The organism is Parazoarcus communis, assembly GCF_003111665.1.
GTDB classification, from domain to species: Bacteria; Pseudomonadota; Gammaproteobacteria; order Burkholderiales; family Rhodocyclaceae; genus Parazoarcus; species Parazoarcus communis_B.
Genome location: NZ_CP022188.1, coordinates 580886 through 600392, shown reverse-complemented (window position 1 = coordinate 600392; position 19507 = coordinate 580886). Strand labels below are relative to the sequence as shown.

Annotated in this window: 16 protein-coding genes; 11 read left to right on the top strand and 5 right to left on the bottom strand. The window is 65.3% G+C overall.

Annotated elements, in window-relative coordinates:
* Positions 1-6 precede the first annotated feature (6 nt).
* Complete coding sequence (locus CEW87_RS02775) at positions 7-666, bottom strand: class II aldolase/adducin family protein (protein ID WP_108971366.1); 660 nt, start codon at positions 664-666, stop codon at positions 7-9.
* Positions 663-1733, bottom strand: a complete 1071-nt coding sequence (gene mtnA, locus CEW87_RS02770; RefSeq protein WP_108971365.1) for an S-methyl-5-thioribose-1-phosphate isomerase — start codon at positions 1731-1733, stop codon at positions 663-665. Before mtnA ends, CEW87_RS02775 begins: the two co-directional genes overlap by 4 nt.
* A 218-nt stretch (positions 1734-1951) precedes the next feature.
* Here mtnA and CEW87_RS02765 point away from each other — a divergent pair, with 218 nt between their 5' ends.
* The 4 genes from CEW87_RS02765 to CEW87_RS02750 all read left to right on the top strand — a co-directional run bounded on the left by CEW87_RS02765 (position 1952) and on the right by CEW87_RS02750 (position 6407).
* Positions 1952-3112 carry a pyridoxal phosphate-dependent aminotransferase gene (locus CEW87_RS02765; protein WP_108971364.1) on the top strand — a complete coding sequence of 387 codons (1161 nt, stop codon included), beginning with the start codon at positions 1952-1954 and terminating at the stop codon, positions 3110-3112.
* A gap of 138 nt (positions 3113-3250) precedes the next feature.
* Entirely contained in the window at positions 3251-3487 is a 237-nt protein-coding gene (locus CEW87_RS02760) for a PP0621 family protein (RefSeq protein ID WP_108971363.1), read from the top strand.
* A 2-nt stretch (positions 3488-3489) separates the two neighbouring features.
* A complete protein-coding gene (locus tag CEW87_RS02755; protein WP_108971362.1) occupies positions 3490-5046 on the top strand; it encodes a sensor histidine kinase in 1557 nt (518 codons plus the stop codon).
* Positions 5043-6407 (top strand): sigma-54-dependent transcriptional regulator, encoded by a 1365-nt coding sequence (locus tag CEW87_RS02750; protein WP_108971361.1) that lies wholly within the window; start codon positions 5043-5045, stop codon positions 6405-6407. The genes CEW87_RS02755 and CEW87_RS02750 overlap by 4 nt, the downstream gene beginning before the upstream one ends.
* A 35-nt stretch (positions 6408-6442) precedes the next feature.
* On the opposite strand, the gene waaA is transcribed toward CEW87_RS02750, so the two are convergent.
* Positions 6443-7702 carry a lipid IV(A) 3-deoxy-D-manno-octulosonic acid transferase gene (gene waaA / locus CEW87_RS02745; RefSeq protein ID WP_108971360.1) on the bottom strand — a complete coding sequence of 420 codons (1260 nt, stop codon included), beginning with the start codon at positions 7700-7702 and terminating at the stop codon, positions 6443-6445.
* A 115-nt stretch (positions 7703-7817) separates the two neighbouring features.
* Between waaA and CEW87_RS02740 the strand changes: the two genes are divergently transcribed.
* Genes CEW87_RS02740 through CEW87_RS02730 form a run of 3 tightly spaced genes read left to right on the top strand, consistent with a single transcriptional unit; the run spans position 7818 to position 11721 of the window.
* Positions 7818-8825, top strand: a complete 1008-nt coding sequence (locus CEW87_RS02740; protein ID WP_108971359.1) for an NAD-dependent epimerase — start codon at positions 7818-7820, stop codon at positions 8823-8825.
* Positions 8826-8827: 2 nt separating this feature from the next.
* Complete coding sequence (locus tag CEW87_RS02735; protein WP_108971358.1) at positions 8828-10456, top strand: ArnT family glycosyltransferase; 1629 nt, start codon at positions 8828-8830, stop codon at positions 10454-10456.
* On the top strand, positions 10453-11721 hold the full coding sequence (locus CEW87_RS02730; protein ID WP_108971357.1) for a sialidase family protein: 1269 nt from the start codon (positions 10453-10455) through the stop codon (positions 11719-11721). The genes CEW87_RS02735 and CEW87_RS02730 overlap by 4 nt, the downstream gene beginning before the upstream one ends.
* Positions 11722-12211: 490 nt before the next feature.
* Here CEW87_RS02730 and CEW87_RS02725 read toward each other — a convergent pair whose 3' ends face one another.
* Positions 12212-13117, bottom strand: coding sequence for a ChbG/HpnK family deacetylase (locus CEW87_RS02725; protein ID WP_234421644.1), 906 nt, complete (start codon positions 13115-13117; stop codon positions 12212-12214).
* Positions 13118-13231: 114 nt separating this feature from the next.
* Here CEW87_RS02725 and CEW87_RS02720 point away from each other — a divergent pair, with 114 nt between their 5' ends.
* The 4 genes from CEW87_RS02720 (at position 13232) to CEW87_RS02700 (ending at position 18493) form a co-directional block, all read left to right on the top strand.
* Positions 13232-14236, top strand: coding sequence for a glycosyltransferase family 2 protein (locus CEW87_RS02720; protein WP_234421643.1), 1005 nt, complete (start codon positions 13232-13234; stop codon positions 14234-14236).
* Complete coding sequence (locus tag CEW87_RS02715) at positions 14233-15879, top strand: hypothetical protein (protein WP_332871693.1); 1647 nt, start codon at positions 14233-14235, stop codon at positions 15877-15879. Before CEW87_RS02720 ends, CEW87_RS02715 begins: the two co-directional genes overlap by 4 nt.
* Complete coding sequence (locus tag CEW87_RS02710; RefSeq protein ID WP_108971356.1) at positions 15876-16280, top strand: GtrA family protein; 405 nt, start codon at positions 15876-15878, stop codon at positions 16278-16280. The genes CEW87_RS02715 and CEW87_RS02710 overlap by 4 nt, the downstream gene beginning before the upstream one ends.
* Before the next feature lie 296 nt (positions 16281-16576).
* Entirely contained in the window at positions 16577-18493 is a 1917-nt protein-coding gene (locus tag CEW87_RS02700) for a PAS domain S-box protein (RefSeq protein ID WP_108971354.1), read from the top strand.
* Between the two features lie 67 nt (positions 18494-18560).
* Here CEW87_RS02700 and CEW87_RS02695 read toward each other — a convergent pair whose 3' ends face one another.
* Entirely contained in the window at positions 18561-19265 is a 705-nt protein-coding gene (locus CEW87_RS02695) for a mobilization protein (protein WP_108971353.1), read from the bottom strand.
* Positions 19266-19507 lie beyond the last annotated feature (242 nt).

Sequence of the window (19507 nt, the reverse complement as noted above, 5' to 3'; positions counted from 1 at the left end):
AGGTGCTCACGATGCGCTGGCATCGCGGGGGCGGCCGTACCAGCGGAAGCGTTCGATGACCTCTGCCATTTCGGCGGCCGAGAGCAGGACCGGGTCACCGAGTTGCAGGCTGCGCCAGTACTGTTCGCACAGGGTTTCGAACTCGATGGCCTGAGCGAGTGCGTGCGCGAGATCGCGCCCGAACACCACCATGCCGTGGTTCGCGAGCAGACAGGCGCTGCGGTCGACGAGTGCGGCGACGGCAGCATCCGACAGGGCCTGGGTGCCGAAAGTGGCATAAGGGGCACAACGCACGTCGGTGCCGCCGAAGCGGGCAATCATGTAATGGAAGGGCGGGATGTGCCTGCGCTGGCACGCGAGCGCGGTGGCAAAGGGGGAGTGGGCATGAAGAATCGCGCCCGCGCCGGGGCAGGCCGCGTAGATGTCACGATGCAGTTGCCACTCGGACGACGGTGCCAGTGAGCCCTTGGCGCTGCCGTCGGCGCCGAGTACCACCATGTCGGCCGGAGTGCAGGCACTCGCGGCGATGCCGCTGGGTGTGATCAGCAGACCCGTGCCCCAGCGCACGCTGGCATTGCCCGAGGTGCCGACGTTGAGGCCGCTGCGCCCCATTTCCAGCGCAGTGGCGAACAGCTCCTCGCGCAGACCTTCTTCGGTGATGCTCATTCGTGGCTCCCCGAGTAGGTGCTGCTCAGGGCCTCGGGTGCGATCACGCCGCGTTCAGTGATGATGCCGGTGATCAGGCCGGCCGGCGTGACGTCGAAAGCGGGGTTGGCCGCACGCGTGCCGGCGGGCGCGATGCGCAGCGAGATGGCTTCGTCGCGTGCGTCGACACCAATGGACGAGCAGACCTCGTCGGCCCCGCGATCCTCGATCGGAATCGCGGCCCCGTCGGGGCTGGCGAAATCGAGCGTCGAATAGGGCGCGGCAATGTAAAAGGGAATGCCAGCGGCCCGCGCGGCAAGCGCCTTGAGCAGGGTGCCGATCTTGTTCGCACTGTCGCCGTTGGCGGCAATGCGGTCGGCCCCGGTGATCACCACGTCCGCCTCGCCATGCATCAGCAGGTGGCCGGCGGCGTTGTCGGCGATCAGCATGTGCGGTACATCGGCTTCGCGTAGTTCCCAGGCGGTGAGCAGGCCCTGGTTGCGCGGACGGGTTTCGCTGGCGATGACTTCGATGTCGACCCCGGCGGCCTGGGCTGCGTAGACGGGGGCGAGCGCCGTGCCTGCGCCGAGTGTGGCCAGCCAGCCGGCGTTGCAGTGGGTCATCACACGCAAGGGGCGACCGCTACGGGCGGGAAGCCCGCGCAGCAGGGCGAGGCCGTGACGGCCGATGGCGTCGCATGTCGCGGCGTCGTCGGCGCAGATCGCAGCGGCGGCGTCCCACGCCGTGGCAGTGCGTCGGGCCGCCGGCAGCGGACGCAGAATGCCGGCCATACGGTTCAGCGCCCAGTGCAGATTGACCGCGGTCGGGCGTGTGGCGGCGAGCAGTGTCAGGGCGTGTTCGAGCTGTTCGTCTTCAGCGCCCGCGCGGGTGAGGGCGAGCGCAACCCCCATTGCAGCCGTGGCACCAATCAGCGGCGCGCCGCGAACCTGCATGGTCCGGATGGCGTGCGCCACCTCGTCGAGGGTATTCAGGCGACACTGCTCACGCCGCCATGGCAGCGCAGTCTGGTCGAGTATCAGCAGGCTGTCGCCATCGCGGCACAGCGTCGGAACGGGTTGTACGAACATGGTGTGGATCCGGACCGGGCTCGGGTGCGGGCGGCAAAGTGCGTCGCCGCAGGCCTGCTACGGTCCTGTCTCCTGCTCTCTGGGGCAAGTTAAGCCTTGGAATGTGCCAGTCCTCGGGTCTGTCCGCAAGTCCGAATGCCCGGTGGCGCGGCGCTTGCGATCGGGCGCGACTCTGCGAAAATGCAAATCCCAGCCATTGCCGATCCGCCAGGATTCCCATGCCGCATTTTCCCGCACCGATCGAATCGCGCCTGCCGACTGTCGGCACTACCATCTTCACCGTCATGTCCCGGCTTGCGCAGGAGTGCGGTGCAATCAACCTGTCACAGGGCTTTCCTGACTTCAATGCGGAGGACGTGCTGTTCGAGCGTGTCGCCCACTGGATGAGGGCGGGCTTCAATCAATATGCCCCGATGGCGGGCTGTCTGCCCCTGCGCGAAGCCATCGTACGCAAGGTCGAGTCGCTGTACGGAACGCGCTACGATGTTGAGCATGAGGTCACGGTGACCGCCGGCGCCACGCAGGCCTTGTTCACCGCGGTCAGTGCGCTGGTTCATGCCGGTGATGAAGTGATTGTGTTCGAGCCGGTGTACGACTCCTACGGGCCGGCGATCGAGCTGGCCGGTGGCAAGGTCGTCCGCATGCAGTTGCGGGCACCGGATTACCGTCCCGACTGGGCTGCAGTCGCAGCAGCGATCGGGCCGCGGACGCGGATGATCATGATCAACTCGCCACACAACCCGACCGCGACCGTGTGGTCCGCGGACGATCTCGCCCAGCTTGCAGCGCTCACCCGCAACACCGGCATCGTGGTGGTGTCGGACGAGGTGTACGAGCACATCGTGTTCGATGGCGCGGCGCATCAGAGCTGCGCCGCGCATCCGGAGCTGGCTGCACGCAGCATCGTCGTGTCGAGCTTCGGCAAGACCTATCACATCACCGGCTGGAAGGTGGGGTACGTGGTGGCGCCGCGCGAACTGATGGCGGAGTTCCGCAAGGTTCACCAGTTCAACGTGTTTACCGTAAACACCCCGGTGCAGCTTGCGCTCGCGGACTACATGGCGGATGCCAGCCGGCATCTGCAGCTGTCGGCCTTCTATCAGGCCAAGCGCGATTATTTTCGTGCCGGGCTTGCCGGCGCCCGCTTCGAGCTCCTGCCATCGGGCGGCACCTATTTTCAGCTTGCCCGCTACGGCGCGATTTCGGATCAGCCCGATACGGCGTTCTGCGACTGGCTGACGCGTGAGGCGGGGGTGGCCGCGATCCCGGTGTCCGCATTCTTTGCCGACGGTCGTGACGAAGGCGTGATCCGCTTCTGCTTTGCCAAGAACGAAAACACGCTCGCTGCGGCCTGCGAGCGTCTGCAGACGCTGCGCTGACGTCAGGCTCGCCAATCCGCTTCGCCTGCCCTTCGGTGCGCCTCGGCCGCCGGCGGCAGGCCCCGCGGGTGGCGGCGTTGCTGCCGTCCTGCGTGGTAAACTTGCGGTCTTATTTTCTCTCGCGGCCGGCTTTCCATCGTGCGCAATCTGCTGATCTTTCTGCTGGTACTGGGTGGTATCTGGTGGGTGCGTCGTGCCCTCAAGCGACCGCGGCGTGGCGCTGGGCGCGAGCCGCGCCTGAACGAGCCCGAGCGGGTGCTGGCCTGCGCGCATTGCGGCGTGCATGTCCCTGAGAGCGAAGGCGTTCGCGACGAAAGCGGTTTTTACTGCAGCGAAGGGCACCGCCGTCTGGGTAATGCCGGCCGGGGAGAATAGGCTTGGGTGAGTCCGTGCTGTCCGGCGTCGACCCTGCGCGACTGCAGTCGCTGCGCTTTTTCAACCTGTTCCGGCTCATCATCGCCGGCATCTTCCTGGTGGGCGGACGTGAGCTCAATCTGGGCAGCGAACACCCGACCATCTTTCTCGTCACCGCGATCTGCTATCTCGGGGCCGTTCTGACCCTCGGCTTCCCCGATGCTGCACGACGCATGGGTTTCGACCGTCTGGTGACGCTGCAGGTCGTCATCGACGTGTTCATGCTGACGGCGTTCATGTGGTCCAGTGGCGGATTCCGCAGCGGCATGCCGGTGCTGATGATGATCGTGCTCGCAGGTGCGGGGCTGGTGGCCGAAGGGCGCATGGTGCTCTTTCTTGCGGCGCTGACGACGCTGGCCGTGCTCACCGAGAATGGCTGGCGTTTCATCGCCGACGGCACGCCGGGCGATTTTCTGCAGGTCGGCATCACCTGCATCGCGTTCTTCGGTATCGCGCTGGTGGCGCGCCTGCTTGCGCTGCGGGCCAAGAACAACGCTTCGCTTGCCGAAAGACGTGGCAAGGAGCTGGTCAAGCAGCAGGCGGTCAATGAACGCATCATCCGCGACATGCGCGATGGCGTGATCGTGCTCGGGCCCGACGGTTTCGTCCGCCAGGCCAATCCTCAGGCGGCTGCCCTGCTGGGCTTGCAGAGCATGGATGGACTGGCCCTGGCCGACATCGACCCCGCGTTCGGCGACTGCCGCGCGCAGTGTGGCGGTGCCGACGGGCGTCTGATGCGGCTCGGGCCTGCACGCAGGCTGCTGCGCTGTCGCGTGATGGAAGCGGATTCCGAAGCGGCAACCGGGGGCGATGTCCTGATCTACCTGACTGACTTCGAGGATATCCAGCGCCAGATGCAGCAACTCAAGCTTGCGGCGCTGGGGCGGCTGACGGCCAGCATGGCGCATGAGATCCGCAATCCGCTGTCGGCCGTCACCCAGGCGGCAGAGCTGCTTCAGGAGGAGAAGCGGGCCGACATGCAGGGCCGGCTGGCGCGCATCATCAACGACAACGCGCAGCGCATCGAGCGCATGATCCGCGACGTGCTCGCCCTCGGGCGTCGTCAGCAGGCGCAGCCCGAGGCGCTGCCACTTGCCCGGTTCGTGACCGAGGTGGTCGATGCGCAGGGTCTGCGCGACGGGGCCGAACGCGCGATTTTCAGCGTCGAGATCGACCCTGAGCTCACGCTCGCAATCGATCGCGCGCACCTGCACCAGATTCTCGACAACCTGCTGGGCAACGCTCGCCGTTACTGCTCTGCCCAGCCGGGCTCGGTGCGCATCCGCGCAGACGTGGGCGCCGACGACTGTGTACGCTTGCATGTGCAGGATGACGGACCGGGGCTGGACAAGAACACCCGTGCCCACCTGTTCGAGCCCTTCTTCACCACGCACGCCAAAGGTACCGGCCTCGGGCTGTATATTGCCCGCGAGCTTGCCGACGCCAACGACGCCATACTGGAGCTCGTGTCGGACTCCACTGGCGCGCATTTCGTGCTGACCGGACGGAGTTGTCCATGAGCGTTTCAGATCGCCGTAACCGCAGCGCCAGCGTGGATGTGCTGGTGATCGATGACGAGGAAGATATCCGCGAACTGCTCGAGCTCTCGCTGATGCGCATGGGGCTGGGTTGCGATGCAGCGGGCACGGTGGCCGAAGCCAGGACCCTGCTCGAAGGTCGCCGCTATCGCCTCTGCCTGACCGACATGCGACTTCCCGATGGCGACGGGCTGGAGCTGGTTGAGCACATCCAGCGCCAGTACCCGGGCCTGCCGGTGGCCGTGATCACCGCCTTTGGCAGTATCGAGACCGCGATCCGTGCGCTCAAGGTCGGCGCCTTCGATTTCGTGACCAAGCCGGTTGAGCTCAAGGCCTTGCGCGAACTGGTGACGCACGCACTGAAGCTGCAGGCGCCGTCGGATGAGGCGCAGGGCGAAGGCGGGCGCAAGCTGATCGGGACCTCGGCTGCGCTGGCGCAGTTGCGGGTGCAGGTCGAGAAGCTGGCGCGCAATCAGGCGCCGGTCTTCATCCATGGGGAGTCAGGTACGGGCAAGGAAGTGATCGCGCGCCTGATCCACAGTCTTGGAGCGCGGGCGGCCGCCCCCTTCGTGCCGGTAAACTGCGGTGCGATCTCGCCGGAGCTGATGGAGAGCGAGTTCTTCGGTCATCGCAAGGGCAGCTTCACCGGTGCGGCGACCGACAAGGAAGGGTTGTTCCAGGCTGCAAACGGCGGCACCCTGTTCCTCGACGAGGTCGGCGAGCTGCCCCTGTCGATGCAGGTCAAGCTCTTGCGTGCCATCCAGGAGCGCGCAGTGCGCCCGGTCGGTGCGCATGCCGAAGAATCGGTCGATGTCCGCATTCTCTCTGCGTCGCACCGCGACCTGGCGCAGCTGGTGAATGAAAACCGCTTCCGTCAGGATCTCTACTTCCGCATCAACGTGATCACCCTGCGGGTGCCGCCGCTGCGGGAGCGTCCGGAAGACATTCCCGATCTTGCTGCGCATGTGCTCGGACGACTGGCCGAGCGTGAGGGCGGGGCGGTCCGGCAGTTGTCGCCCGATGCGCTTGCTGCCCTCTCCCGACACAGCTTTCCGGGTAATGTGCGCGAGCTGGAAAACCTGCTCGAGCGTGCCTGTGCGCTGTGCGAATCCGACCAGATCACTGCTGCCGATCTCGATCTGCAGCAGTGCGAGGGGCTGACGCAGACGGGGCTCGACCTGGACACGGGCGAAGACGACGATGTGGCCGACTCCGACGACGAGCGCATCAATGTCTTGCGTGCGCTCGACGAAAACCGCTGGAACCGCTCTGCTGCGGCGCGCCAGCTCGGCATGACCTTGCGTCAGCTACGCTACCGTCTGCAGAAATGGGGCATGGACTGAGTCCTGCCCGCCTGCCTTTCCTGCAGGGCGGCGACTCAGGCCGTTATTTCCGCCAGCAGGTCTACCGTGCGCGCGGTTGCGCCGCGGTTGATGGCGGCAAAATCGAGCCCCGCCCGTGACATCTCGTTGCGCCGGTCGGTATCGGCGATCAGCTCAAGTGCGTTGCGCACGCCCTGCTCGAGCGTTTCCAGCCGTGCTGCGCCACCATGTTCGATCGCCTGCTGTGCAACCTGTTCGAAATTGAAGGTATGCGGGCCGACCAGCACCGGCGTGCCCACCGCGCAGGCTTCGATGAGGTTCTGTCCGCCGAGGGGCAGCCAGCTGCCGCCGATCAGCGCGACATCCGCAACGGTGTAGTAGGCAAACATTTCGCCCATCGAGTCACCGAGCCAGACCCGGGTATCTCTGTCCACAGGGGCATTGTCGCTGCGCCGCTGCAGCTTCAGACCGCGCGACTGCACGAGTGCGCCGACCTCATCGAAGCGCTGCGGGTGGCGAGGCACGATCACCAGCAGGAGCTCGGGCGGCGCGAGACGGGCGAAGGCGTTCAGCAACAGGGTCTCCTCACCGTCGCGGGTGCTCGCGGCAAGCAGGATCGGCCGCGTGCCGCAACGGGTGCGAAAGATGTGGGCCAGCGCGGGGGCTTCCTCGGGCGGCGTCATGTCGAACTTGATGTTGCCGGTAATGCTGACGCGGCGCGCGCCGAGCCCGGACAGGCGTGCCGCATCGGCGGCCGTCTGGGCGCCGATGGCGCTCAGGGCGCCGAGGGTGAGCCCGGTCAGTGACGGGAAGCGGGCATAGCGACTTGCAGAGCGGGGGGACAGGCGGGCGTTGGCGAGCAGCACCGGAATCCTGCGTTGCTGGCAGACGGCAAGCAGGTTGGGCCAAAGCTCGGTTTCCATGATCACGCCGAAGGCCGGATGAAAGTGGCGCAGAAAGCGCCCAACGAAGAAGCCGAGGTCGTAGGGCAGATAGACGCGCAGCACCCGGGCTTCGTCTGCAAACAGCGCCTTCGAGGTTGCGCGTCCGGTCGGGGTCATGTGCGTGAGCACGATGGTGTGCTCGGGCCAGCGTGCCAGCAGGGCGCGGAGCAAGGGTTCGGCGGCCCGTGTTTCGCCGACCGATACCGCGTGAACCCAGATTGTCGGGCCCGGTGCGCGAACGCCGTAGCTGCCGAAGCGTTCCCTCACGTGGCGGAGGTAGGCGGGCTGCTTGCGCGCGCGCCACAGCAGGCGGAGCAGGACGAGGGGAAGGGCAAGCAACCACAGCAGGGAGTAGGGCAGGCGATGCAGCATCGTGGCCGGAAATGATGAGACGGGGAAAGTATAAGGGCGTGACATGATCGAAGGGCAATCGTCATGTCGCTCATGAGATAATCCGCGCATTCCTGTCATCCATTTCATCGCCATCATGAAAATTCTCGTCACCGGCGCTGCCGGCTTTATCGGCATGCACACCTCCGAACGCCTGCTCGCCCGTGGCGATGAAGTGGTCGGGCTGGACAACCTCAACGACTATTACGACCCGAGCCTGAAAGAGAGCCGGCTGGCGCGGCTGACGCCGCATCCCGCGTTCCGTTTCGTGAAGATGGACGTCGCCGACCGTGCTGGCATGGAGCGTCTGTTTGCCGAGGAGAAGTTCGACCGCGTCATCCACCTAGCGGCCCAGGCCGGGGTGCGCTACTCGCTTGAGAATCCGCATGCCTATATCGACAGCAACATCGTGGGCTTCATGAACATCCTCGAAGGCTGCCGCTACAGCAAGGTGAAACACCTCGTGTATGCGTCGAGCTCCAGCGTGTACGGTGGCAACACCCGCATGCCCTTCTCCGAGCACGACAGCGTCGATCACCCGGTCAGCATGTATGCCGCGACCAAGAAGGCCAATGAACTGATGGCGCATACCTACAGCCATCTCTACGGTCTGCCCACCACCGGGCTGCGCTTCTTCACCGTCTATGGACCTTGGGGACGGCCGGACATGGCGCTGTTCCTGTTCACCAAGGCGATTCTCGAAGGGCGGCCGATTGACGTCTTCAACCACGGCAAGATGAAGCGCGACTTCACCTTCGTGGACGACATCGTCGAAGGCGTGCTGCGCACGCTCGACCATGTGGCCGAGCCCGATGCTGGCTTCAATGCCGACCAGCCCGATCCCAGCCGCAGCAATGCGCCTTTCCGTGTGTTCAATATCGGCAACAACAATCCGGTCGAGCTGATGGCCTTCGTCGAGGCCATCGAGAAGGCCCTCGGGCGCAAGGCCGAGAAGAACTTCATGCCCTTGCAGGACGGTGACGTGCCCGCGACCTACGCCGACACGTCCGAGCTGAATGCGTGGACGGGCTTTGTGCCGGCCACCAGCGTGAGCGATGGTGTCGGCCGCTTCATCGAGTGGTACCGCGGCTACTACGGAGTCTGAGCGTGCGGCTGGACGCACGCAGCACGCTGCTCTGCTATCTGCTGTTGCTCGTGGTGTATGTCGGCGGGGCCATGGTCCCGCTGATGAACAATGATTCGGCGCATCACGCCGGTATTGCCCTGCACATGCACCTGTCGGGCGACTGGTTGCGCCTGATCACCCAGGGCCACGACTACCTCGACAAACCGCATCTGCTGTTCTGGCTGGCGGCCCTGTCGTTCAAGGTTTTCGGTGTCAGCACCTTTGCCTACAAGCTGCCGTCGCTGCTGTTTTCGCTGCTGGCGGTGTATTCCACGGTCCGTCTCGGACGTCTGCTGCACTCGGCCGAGGTCGGTCGCCTGGCGGGCCTGATTCTCGCCAGCGCAATCGCGTTCATTCTCGCCAACAACGATGTCCGCATGGATGCGCTGCTGACCGGATCGATCGTGTTCGCGATCTGGCAGCTGGCCGAGTTTGTGGCGGGTGGGCGCTGGCGCAACCTGGTGCTGGCAGGGCTGGGGCTCGCGCTCGGCTTTTCGACCAAGGGCATGATCGGGGTGGCAATGCCGGGCATTGCCGTCTTTCTTCACCTGCTCTACCGGCGCGACTGGGCGCGTCTGTTCGATCCGCGCTGGCTGGCTCTGCCGCTGATCGTGCTGGTCTTTGCCGCCCCGGTGCTGTTTGCCTACTACCAGCAGTTCGGGACCGACGGGGTGCGCTTCATCCTGTGGTCGCAGAACTTCGAGCGGCTGGCGGGCGAACGTTTCGGCAATGCCGGCGCCGAGGACCCGCTGTTCTTCTTCCACACTTTTCTGTGGGCCTTCCTGCCGTGGTCGTTTCTGACGCTTATCGCGTTATGGTCGCAGGGCGCGCGCGTGCTGCGCGGCAGACTGCGTCCGCAGGCGGGCGAGGAAATGCTCACCCTGGGAACGATCGTCGTGCTGTTCGCGATCATTTCCGCCTCGCAGTTCAAGTTGCCGCATTACCTCAATATCCTGCTGCCGCTGTTCTCCATCGTGCTCGCCGTCTGGCTTGCGCCACGGGTCGAACGGCCGGCAACGCGCGGCGTGTGGGCGATCCAGTGCCTTGCCGTCGCGGTGCTTGTGCTTCTTGCAGCAGTCCTCAACGGCTGGGTTTTTCCGTTGCAGGATCCCGGCGTGATGGCCGCTGGCGGCGTGCTGCTGGTCGCCGGCGTGGCGCTGAGCCTGAGTCGCACGGGCGGTGCGCGCGTGGTGCTGGCATCGGTGGCCGCTGCGGTGGTGTTCAACTTCCTGCTGGCGTGGAACTTCTATCCGCATCTGCTGCGCTATCAGGCCGGTACCGTGCTGGGTGAAGCGGTCGGACAGCTTGCCCTCGATCCCGAATCGGTGTTCTACCTCGACGATCTCGGGCGGGCGGGCAGCTTCGACTTCACCACCGCACGTCTGACTCCGACCCTGACGCTTGCACAGCTGCAGGCGATGACGACGCCGGTTGTGCTTTACACCTCGGACAAGGGCCGCGACGCGGTTGAGGCGGCCGGGCTGCACGTCGAAGTGCTGGCAAGCAATCCCGACTTTCGGGTGACCCGTCTCAATGCACGTTTTCTCAATCCGGCGAAGCGTCCCGACACGTTGTCGCAGGTCTTTCTGCTCAGGGTGGGGGCGCAATGAACGCAGGACGCTGGTTAGGCGGGGGGCTGATCTGCCTGCTCACGGCCTGGGTGGCCTGGCCGGGTTTTTCCGGTACGGCCGCCCCCGGCTTCGTGCCGCCGTCCGTGCATGCCGGCGCTGAGGCCGAGCCCTATCTGCGCAGCGCGCTCGTGAATGCTGCAACGCCGCCCCGGGTGCATGCAGCGTCGATTGCGGCGCTGCCCGACGGCCGCCTGTTCTCGGTGTGGTTCGGTGGGGAGCGCGAGGGCAGCACCGACGTCAAGATCTTTGCAGCCTACCGCGAGACGGGCGCGCAGGCCTGGGGCGAACAGCACGCCATTGCCTCGCCGGAACAGACGACGGCCGATACCGGGCTGCTGGTGCGCAAGATGGGCAATCCGGTGGCGTTTGTGACCCCGCACGGCGAACTGTGGGTGATCTATGTCAGCGTGACCATGGGCGGGTGGGCGACCAGCCACATCAACCTGATGCGCTCGCCCGATCTTGGCCGCAGCTGGTTGCCGGCCACGCGCCTGGTGACGTCGCCCTTCATCAACCTGAGCACCCTGGTGAAAGGTGGGCCGGTGTTCTTTGACAACGGTGAAGTCGGGGTGCCGGTATATCACGAGCTTGCGGGCAAGTTTGCCGAACTGCTCGTGCTCTCCGAAACGGGTGAGGTCCGGCGCAAGATCCGCATGGATCACGGTCACCGCACCTTGCAGCCGGTGGTGCTGGTTGAGGATGCCCTGCGCGCGATTGCGCTGATGCGCGATGGCGCCGAAAACCCGCCGCGGGCCTGGCGCAGCGAGACCGCGGACGGTGGGCGCAGCTGGAGCGCGCCGCAACTGACTGATCTGCCCAACCCCAACTCGGCGCTGGCTGCGCTGCGTCTGGACGACGGTCGCCTGATCGCGGTCGCAAACGATACCGAGGACGAACGCCTGCGCCTGTCGCTGCTGGTGAGCGAGGATGGCGGCGCGCACTGGCGTGCCATCCATCGCTTCGAGGACCGTCAGGCCCAGTTGGGGCAGGATCTTACGCTCGAGCAGTTCCGTCCCGTGCTTGCTGGCGATCTGGCCGCGCTCGGGCCGGGGCCGACGCCGGCTGAAGTTGCGGCCAACGCCGAGCAGGCGCTGTGCCGTCACGGCGACACGTGCAACTGGCAGTACGACTATCCGTATCTGATCCGCGCCGACGACGGCGAGTTTCATCTTGTCTACACCTGGAATCGCAGTTTCGTGCGCCACCTGAGTTTCAACCGCGCCTGGCTGGAGAGCAAGCTGTGATTGCGACCCTCACTGATACCCTGGGCTGGGCCCTTGCCATCGCGCTCTGTGTGCCGGGACTGGGCGGAAGAGCGTCGCGTGCGCTGGGTGTGCTCGCGACCATTGCGGTTGCGATCAGCGTGCCGGTGGCAGGGGTGAGTCTGATTGCCGCCTTGCGCGGGCTGTTTGCGGACCTGTCGCTGGTGACCGTTGTGGTGCTTGCAGCGCTCTTCATTGCGCGTACGGGCTGGGGTCCGCTGTTCCGTGATGGCGAACGTCGCGTGCTTGCTGCGCTGGCCGCGCTGACCGGCGTGCTGTTCTATCCTGCGGTACTTGGCCTGACTGCAGTCGATCCCTATTTCTGGGGCTATGGCGCGCCCGCGCTGCCGGTGCTCGTCGGTGGGCTGGGCGTGCTGGCGTGGATGACGGGTTTCCGGGTGGTGGCGCTGGCCCTGGTGGTGGCGCTTGTCGGGTGGCGCGTGCACCTGCTGGCTTCGCCCAATCTGTGGGATTACCTGATTGATCCGCTGTTTGCGCTGGGCGCACTGCTTGCCCTGCCGGTATGCGCGATCAGCTCTGCGAAGCGGGCGAGACGCAGGCCTTCGGCTGCAAGGTCGGTCGCGAAGTCGTCGCCTGCGAGGTAGATCAGCTCTGCTTCGCGCGGTGCGGTGAGGCTGTCGCAAGCGAGCAGTGCAGCGTCGACGCGACCCGGGTGAACATGCACCAGCGGCCGCGCTCCAAGGCCGCTGAGGAAGGCTTGCATGCGCGCGCGAAACGGACGTCCGGCAGCAAACTCGTGGAGCCCGGAAAAGCCCTCGTTCATCGGCAGCCCTGCTTCGCGGCCGAGCCGCTGCAGCCCACGCCCGAGCTGGCTGATGAACAGCGCCTTGGGCACCGAGACGCCGCGTTTCACGCAGCGCGGCGCAGGCTCGACGCAGTCGCGCACCCACACCCGTCCGCCTGGATAACGTCGCCTTAGCTCATCCACCACCGCTTCGCGGACGGTGGGCAGCAGATGAACATGCTGATGGCCGTCGATGTAATCCGGCGGTGCGCTCCACAGGTCTTCAAAGGCATCGAGTTGGGCGCGCAGTTCGTCACGGACCGCTGCGGCGGGCAGGCCGCGGGCGAGGGCGCGTGGCAGCAGGCGCGACAGGGCCGGCAGGCGCCCGCCGTGAGTCAGGCCGCGTGCGGGGCTGAGTGGCGCGTGGTCGGTCAGGGTCAGATGCAGTCCGACATCCGCCGGATGCCTTGCAACCGTCTCGCGCAGGATCGCCGCACCGCGTCGCCAGTCGCCACAGTTGCTCATGCAACTGGTGGCGGACAGTCGGCCGGCCGCAATCAGTTCGGCAATCGCGTCGCTGACACCGGGCGCGAGCCCGAAATCGTCGGCGCACAGCACAATCGGACGAGTCAAAAAAAAGTCAGCCATGGCAATCACTTGTAACAGGTGATCGGTCAACGCGCGAGCCTGATGGCCCGTTTACGTGATGTTCCTCCGCGTGGAGGTTTTTCGTGCGAGTTTCCCATCGTGTCCCGTCCTGATCTCAATGAGCTTCTTGCTGCCCCTGCTGTCGCGCCCGGGGTCCATCGAGCTTCGCTCTCGGTGGTGGTCCCGCTCTACAACGAGAGCGGATCGCTGGCGGCGCTGCATGCGCGGCTGTGCGAGGTGCTGGACGCCATGCCGCTCGCTAGCTACGAGCTGGTGTTTGTCGACGACGGTAGCCGCGACACCACTTTTGCCGAGGTGGCGGCTCTTGGCGTTCGGGATCCGGCGGTACGGGCCATCCGCTTCGCGCGCAATTTTGGCAAGGAGGCTGCGATGGCCGCCGGCTTGCGCGCGGCGGGCGGTGACGTGGTGGTGCTGATGGATGGCGATCTCCAGCATCCGCCCGAGCTGATCCCGCAGATGTTCGAACGCTGGCGCGATGGTGCGCAGATGGTGACGGCGGTGCGTGGCTCGCGCGATACGGATCCGTGGCTGCGCCGGCAGTTGTCGCGGGGTTTCTACAATCTGTTCAGGCGTGTGTCCGAAGTGGCGCTGGCCGAAGGCGGCGGTGATTTCCGCCTCTTCGATCGGACGGTGGTCGATGCCATCAACAGCCTGCCGGAACGTACCCGCTTTATGAAGGGCATCACCAGCTGGGTGGGTTTTCGCCAGGAAACCGTGGATTTCGAACCTGCCGAGCGAGTTGCGGGTGCATCTGCTTGGCCCTTGCTGCGCCTGCTGCGCTACGCAATCGACGGCTTTTCCGCTTTCAGCACCTTGCCGCTGCGGGTGTGGTCGCTGATCGGGCTTGGCATGGCAGCACTTTCGGGCAGCTACGGCCTGTGGCTGGTGTTGCGCACCGCGATCTGGGGCATAGACGTCCCAGGCTATGCCTCGATCATGGTTGCGGTGCTGTTCATGGGCGGCATCCAGCTCATCAGCCTGGGCGTGCTCGGTGAATACGTCGGGCGCATCTTTACCGAGGTGAAGGCCCGTCCGCTCTATCTGGTGTCGGAACGCATCGGCTTCGAGGGGCAGACGCGTTGAGCGGCGCAGGTGTAACAACGGTCGTCCGTCCGGGCGCGCGGGCCGCTGCCGGCCTGGAGCGCGCGTTGCCGACGCTCAACCTGGGGTGGGCGTTGCTTGCGCTCGTCGGCATCTTCATTGTGCTGAGCTTCAACCAGTACGGCATCAGCAACGACGAAGAGGTGCAGCACGTCTACGGACGGCTGCTGCTAGCGTTCTACGGGTCGGGCTTCACCGATCACGCCGCCTTCGAGTACAAGAACCTCTATCTCTATGGCGGCCTGTTCGACCTGATTGCCGCCGGGCTTGAGCGACTGCTGCCGTCCATCAATGTCTGGGACCTGCGTCATCTGCTGTCGGCCCTGTTCGGTCTGGGCGGGCTCGCCGGGACCTGGCTGCTGGCGCGTCGGCTTGCCGGAGGACCGGCCGCGCTCGCCGCGCTGGTCGTGCTGGCGCTGACCGGCGCATGGACCGGGGCCATGTTCACGCATACGAAGGATGTTCCGTTTGCGACCACGATGGTGTGGTCCCTGCTGTTCATCGTGCGCATCCTGCCCAGCTTGCCGCGCCCGGCGCGGGCTGACGTGATCGGACTCGGCATTGCCATCGGCTGTGCTTTCGGCCTTCGGGTCGGGGCGGTATTCGCGGTGTTCTATCTCGGTGTCGGCATGATGGCCGCAGCCTGGATCAGGGCTGACGAACTGGGCGCGCGCCTGCGCTTCTTCTGGCGTTCGCTGCGCGCACTGCTGCCGGCCGCCGGCATTGCCTTTGTGCTCATGGGGGTGTTCTGGCCGTGGGCGATGATGTCCCCGGCCAACCTCGTGAAGGCGATGACTGCGTTCTCGCATTTCTCCTTCGAACTCGACACCATTCTTGGTGGCACGGTGATGAAGAACGGCGACGTTCCCGGGTATTACCTGTCCTGGTATCTGCTCGTGCGCCTGCCCGAACTCTTCCTGCTCGGTCTGGTGCTGGGGCTGCTTGCAGCCTTGCGCATGCTGCCGCTGCTGCGAAAGGCAGCTTTCCGCCGGCTGGCGCTGCCCTGGCTGCCGCTGATCCTCGCCGCTTGTGTCCCGCTCGGATACACCTTGCTGGCAGCGCCGCCGCTTTACAACGGCATCCGCCACTTCACCTTCCTGTTGCCGCCGCTGGCGGTGATTGCGGGTATCGGGCTGACGCAGGCATGGTTTCATGCCGTGCGCTTCACACATGCCAGGCGCCTTGCGACGGCATGCTGTGCCGTACTCGCGCTTGGCCACGGCGCGGCGCTCGCGCATCTGCACCCTTACGAATATGTCGCCTACAACGGCTTTGCCGGGGGGCTGGCCGGCACCGTCGGCGAGTGGGAGCAGGACTACTGGGGCGCGAGCCTGCGCGAGGCGGCGGAGGATCTCAACGCCTATGTGGCGCACGAGGGCAAGAGCGGTCGACGGTACTCCGTGGCCGTGTGTGCGGAAGCGCTGCAGGCACAGGCGTGGCTCGACCCCAGATTCACGGTGACGAGCGACTGGACCGCAGCCGATTTCTTTCTGTCGCCAACACAGATGGGCTGCGATGGCGCGCTCAAGGGGCGTGTCATCGGATCGGTGGTGCGCGAGGGCGTGCCGCTCGCGATCATCCGCGATCGCCGCCACCTGACTGGTGACGAGCGCATTCCCCTGTGATCGCGCGTGCCGAACTGATCCGCTTCGTGCGTTTCGCTGCCGTGGGGCTGGTGGGAACCGCTGCGCACTATGCCTTGCTGCTGGTGCTCGTCGAGATGGGCGGTGCACCGCCCATCTCGGGTTCGGTCGCGGGCTTCCTGCTCGGGGCGATGGTCAATTACGCCATCAACCATCGCTTCGTATTCCGTTCCGGGCGCGCCCACGCGGAAGCCCTGCCGCGTTTCATGACCGTCGCCGGGGTCGGGCTGTGCTGGAACGCATTGCTGATGTATCTGCTGACCAACCTCATGGGGCTGCACTATCTGCTGGCGCAGGTCCTCACCACGGGTTTGCTGCTGGTGTGGCACTACGTTGGCAACGCGGTGTGGACTTTCCGCCGCGACAAGGCTGGCGGGGTCTAGCGCGGATCGTGCCGGGGCTTGAGGTGCCCCCGATGTGAACCGGGCCGCCGGGCCGCCGGGCTGCAGGGTGAACCGCAATTGTTTCTGCAGCGTGCCTGGCTCATGCTTGTCCCGTGCCAGCCTTCGCAAACGTCCCGCCGATGCCCGTGTCGTCTCCCGTGCCGCGCCTGTCGAACTGGTCCCATCGGGAACCGAACCCCCTTCCGGTCTGTGTCTGACGCCTTGCGTGCGTCCCGTCGTTCCGGGAAAAGTCGAACAGCCGGTGCAGACGAACGCGCACTTTCCAGAGGATCTTCATGAAAGCCGCTCTTCCCGCCGACGAAGGCGAACGTCTTCGACTTCTGCATGCCCTCGACCTGCTGGACAGTCCGCCCGAGCCCGCTTTCGACCGGATCACCCGCTTGCTGGCCCGGGTGCTGGATGTCCCCATCGCACTGGTGTCGCTGGTCGACGAACAGCGACAGTGGTTCAAGTCCCGGGTCGGACTGGAGGTGAGCGAGACGCCACGTGAGTATGCATTCTGTGCGCACACGATTCTGAAGGCTTCGCCGCTTGTGGTCAGCGACGCCACACAGGATCCGCGCTTCTGCGACAATCCGCTGGTCACCGGCGAGCCGAACATCCGCTTCTATGCCGGCGTGCCGATCCGCTCGTCCGCTGGGCTTGCGCTTGGCACCCTGTGCGTCATCGATGACAAGCCGCGCACGCTCAGTCAGGAAGAACTCGATACCTTGTGTGACCTCGGCGACCTGGCCAGCAAGGAGGTCAAGCTGCGCGAGACGCTGCTGCTCTCCAGCTCACAGCTGGAGCGCTCGCGCGAGATTCTCGATGCCAGCGAAGTGCGCTACCGGAGCATGTTCGAACTCGCATCGGTCGGTATCGGCTTTCTGTCTCCCGAGGGGGCCTGGATCAGTGTCAATCAGTCGCTCTGCAACATCGTCGGCTACAGCGAAGACGAACTGAACCGCCTGAGCTTTCAGGACATCACGCATCCGGACGACCTGGCAACGGACCTGTTGCAGTTGCAGCGCCTCGTGGATGGCGGGGTCGAGCACTATCAGACCGAAACGCGCTATGTCCGCAAGAACGGACGGCCGGTCTGGATCAGCCTCAACGTGACCAGCAAGACCGCAGAGAATGGCGAGCTGGAGTACTTTGTCGCCATCATCAAGGACATCCACGCCAGAAAGGTGGCGGAGGAGGCGCTTCATGCGATTCAGAACGAACTCGAAGACAGGGTGATCCTGCGCACGCGGGAGCTGCGCGAGGCCAACGCCCAGCTGCTTGGTGCCATCAAGCGCCAGCGCGAATCCGACCAGGCCTTGCGACGCCGCACTGCCGAGCTGAGCGCGGTGATCGAGCATGCGGACTATGCCTATATTTCGATGGACCAGTCGGGGCTGGTGACCGCATGGAACCGCAAGGCAGAAGCGCTGTTTCAGTGGTCTGCCGCGGAGGCGATCGGGCAACGTCTGGAAAGGCTGATCATCGCGCCCGAGGCGGGCCGAGCGCACGTCGAGAGCGTGGAGAATTACCTGCAGACGGGCACGACTCACGTCCTCGATCAGGCGCGCGAGGTGACTGCGCTGCGGCGTGATGGCACCAGCATCATGGTCGAGGTCCGGATCAAGGCGCTGGACATCGATGGCGAAAAGATCTTCAGCGCGTTCCTGAGTGATATCTCCGCACGCAAGGAAATCGAAGCGCTGCTCGAACGCGAAGTGCGACAGGACATGCTGACAGGCTTGCTGAATCGTCGCGCGCTGAGCGAGTTGCTGCCGCAGGCCATTGCACGGGCAGACCGCAGCGAACAGCCGTTTGCCCTGCTGTTTGTAGACCTCGACGGCTTCAAGGCGGTGAATGACGACTTCGGACACGAGAGTGGCGACATGGTGCTGTGCGCAGTCGCGGACAGGCTGCGTGCATGCCTGCGCAAGGTCGACAGCGCGGTGCGGCTGTCAGGAGACGAGTTCGTGGTGGTGGTTGAGGGCGTCAATGGCCTCGAAGACGGTCAGCGGGTGGCGACCAAACTGCTGGAGAGCATTGTGGAACCGATTGCGCTGCACCGGGTGTCGGTGAGCGTCGGAGCGAGCGCCGGAATCGCCCTCTATCAACCGGGTACGGGGATGTCGGGAGATGCGGTGCTGAACGAGGCGGACGCCCGCATGTATGAGGCCAAGCGCGCCGGCAAGGGGCGCATCGTCCCTGCCTGAAGGCGCTGCGAGGGCGCGGGGCCCGCACCCGGGCTGTGTTGCCCGAGTGCGGGAACGCCGATTCTGCTTAGACCGGCAGGTTGTCCAGCATTGCGTAGGTGTTGCGCAGCCAGGTCTTCACCCGCTGACGCTCGAGCATGCCGAGTGCGTCGCTGCCATTGCGCACGTTGATGGCCGCCCAGAAGCTGGCATCCTTGCGGTCGATCTTGCGCATGCTGCCTTCGTGCAGTTCAGGCAGGCTTACCACCTGGGCACCCAGTGCCAGTGCATCCTGGAGTTCCTGCGATGCGTCCAGTTGCGAGAAGTCGCTGCCACGGCCGAGATTCCTGACCACGAAGTAGTTGGGGCCGGCACCGTAGGTTTCAGTCAGTTTGCCCAGCAGGTCAACCGAATCCTTGCCCGCATCAGCGAGATGCCAGAAGTTGACCGCGACGCCCATCTCGGCAAAAAGCGGCAGCAAATCCGAGTCCTTGATCCAGCGTGCGAGCGGTGCGGCAGTCTGCGCGGCCAGATCCACGATCACGCTGTTGCCGGGTTCTTCGTCCGACGCGTCCTCGAAGCTGGCTGCGATCGTGTCGAGGCCTTCGTAGCTGTCCACGATCACTGGTGACGCGTAGTCGGCATAGAAGCGGGTGAAGGTGGTGTGCGAGCGATCGGTATCGAAGCCGGTAAAGGGGCGCTCGCGGTCGATAAAGTACTGCGCGAGGGCGCGGGCGGCGACCGATTTGCCGACGCCGCCTTTTTCGCCGCCGATGAAGTTGAGTGAACGCATGGTTTTGTCCTGTTGAGTGCGAGAGCGATACTGGAAAGCGGATGCCGGATACCCGCTTTGGCCAGAGTAGGGGCCTGAGATTGCCGTAATTCTATGTCAGATGTGACGCGTGTTCGTCTTGGATAGCAAGAAGCATGCGGACACGCCCGGTTGTGGATCACCGCTGCGCAGGTGGCTTGCCGGCGCTGACGCCGTGGATGGCGTACCGGAGATTGCGCGACGGGCGTGCGTTCCAGAGCGCA

Coding starts and splice junctions, on each gene's coding strand:
- CEW87_RS02695 (WP_108971353.1), bottom strand. CDS start 19,265: ATGCGTTCACTCAACTTCATCGGCGGCGAAAAAGGCGGCGTCGGCAAA.
- CEW87_RS02730 (WP_108971357.1), top strand. CDS start 10,453: ATGAACGCAGGACGCTGGTTAGGCGGGGGGCTGATCTGCCTGCTCACG.
- mtnA (WP_108971365.1), bottom strand. CDS start 1,733: ATGTTCGTACAACCCGTTCCGACGCTGTGCCGCGATGGCGACAGCCTG.
- CEW87_RS02700 (WP_108971354.1), top strand. CDS start 16,577: ATGAAAGCCGCTCTTCCCGCCGACGAAGGCGAACGTCTTCGACTTCTG.
- waaA (WP_108971360.1), bottom strand. CDS start 7,702: ATGCTGCATCGCCTGCCCTACTCCCTGCTGTGGTTGCTTGCCCTTCCC.
- CEW87_RS02775 (WP_108971366.1), bottom strand. CDS start 666: ATGAGCATCACCGAAGAAGGTCTGCGCGAGGAGCTGTTCGCCACTGCG.
- CEW87_RS02740 (WP_108971359.1), top strand. CDS start 7,818: ATGAAAATTCTCGTCACCGGCGCTGCCGGCTTTATCGGCATGCACACC.
- CEW87_RS02765 (WP_108971364.1), top strand. CDS start 1,952: ATGCCGCATTTTCCCGCACCGATCGAATCGCGCCTGCCGACTGTCGGC.
- CEW87_RS02750 (WP_108971361.1), top strand. CDS start 5,043: ATGAGCGTTTCAGATCGCCGTAACCGCAGCGCCAGCGTGGATGTGCTG.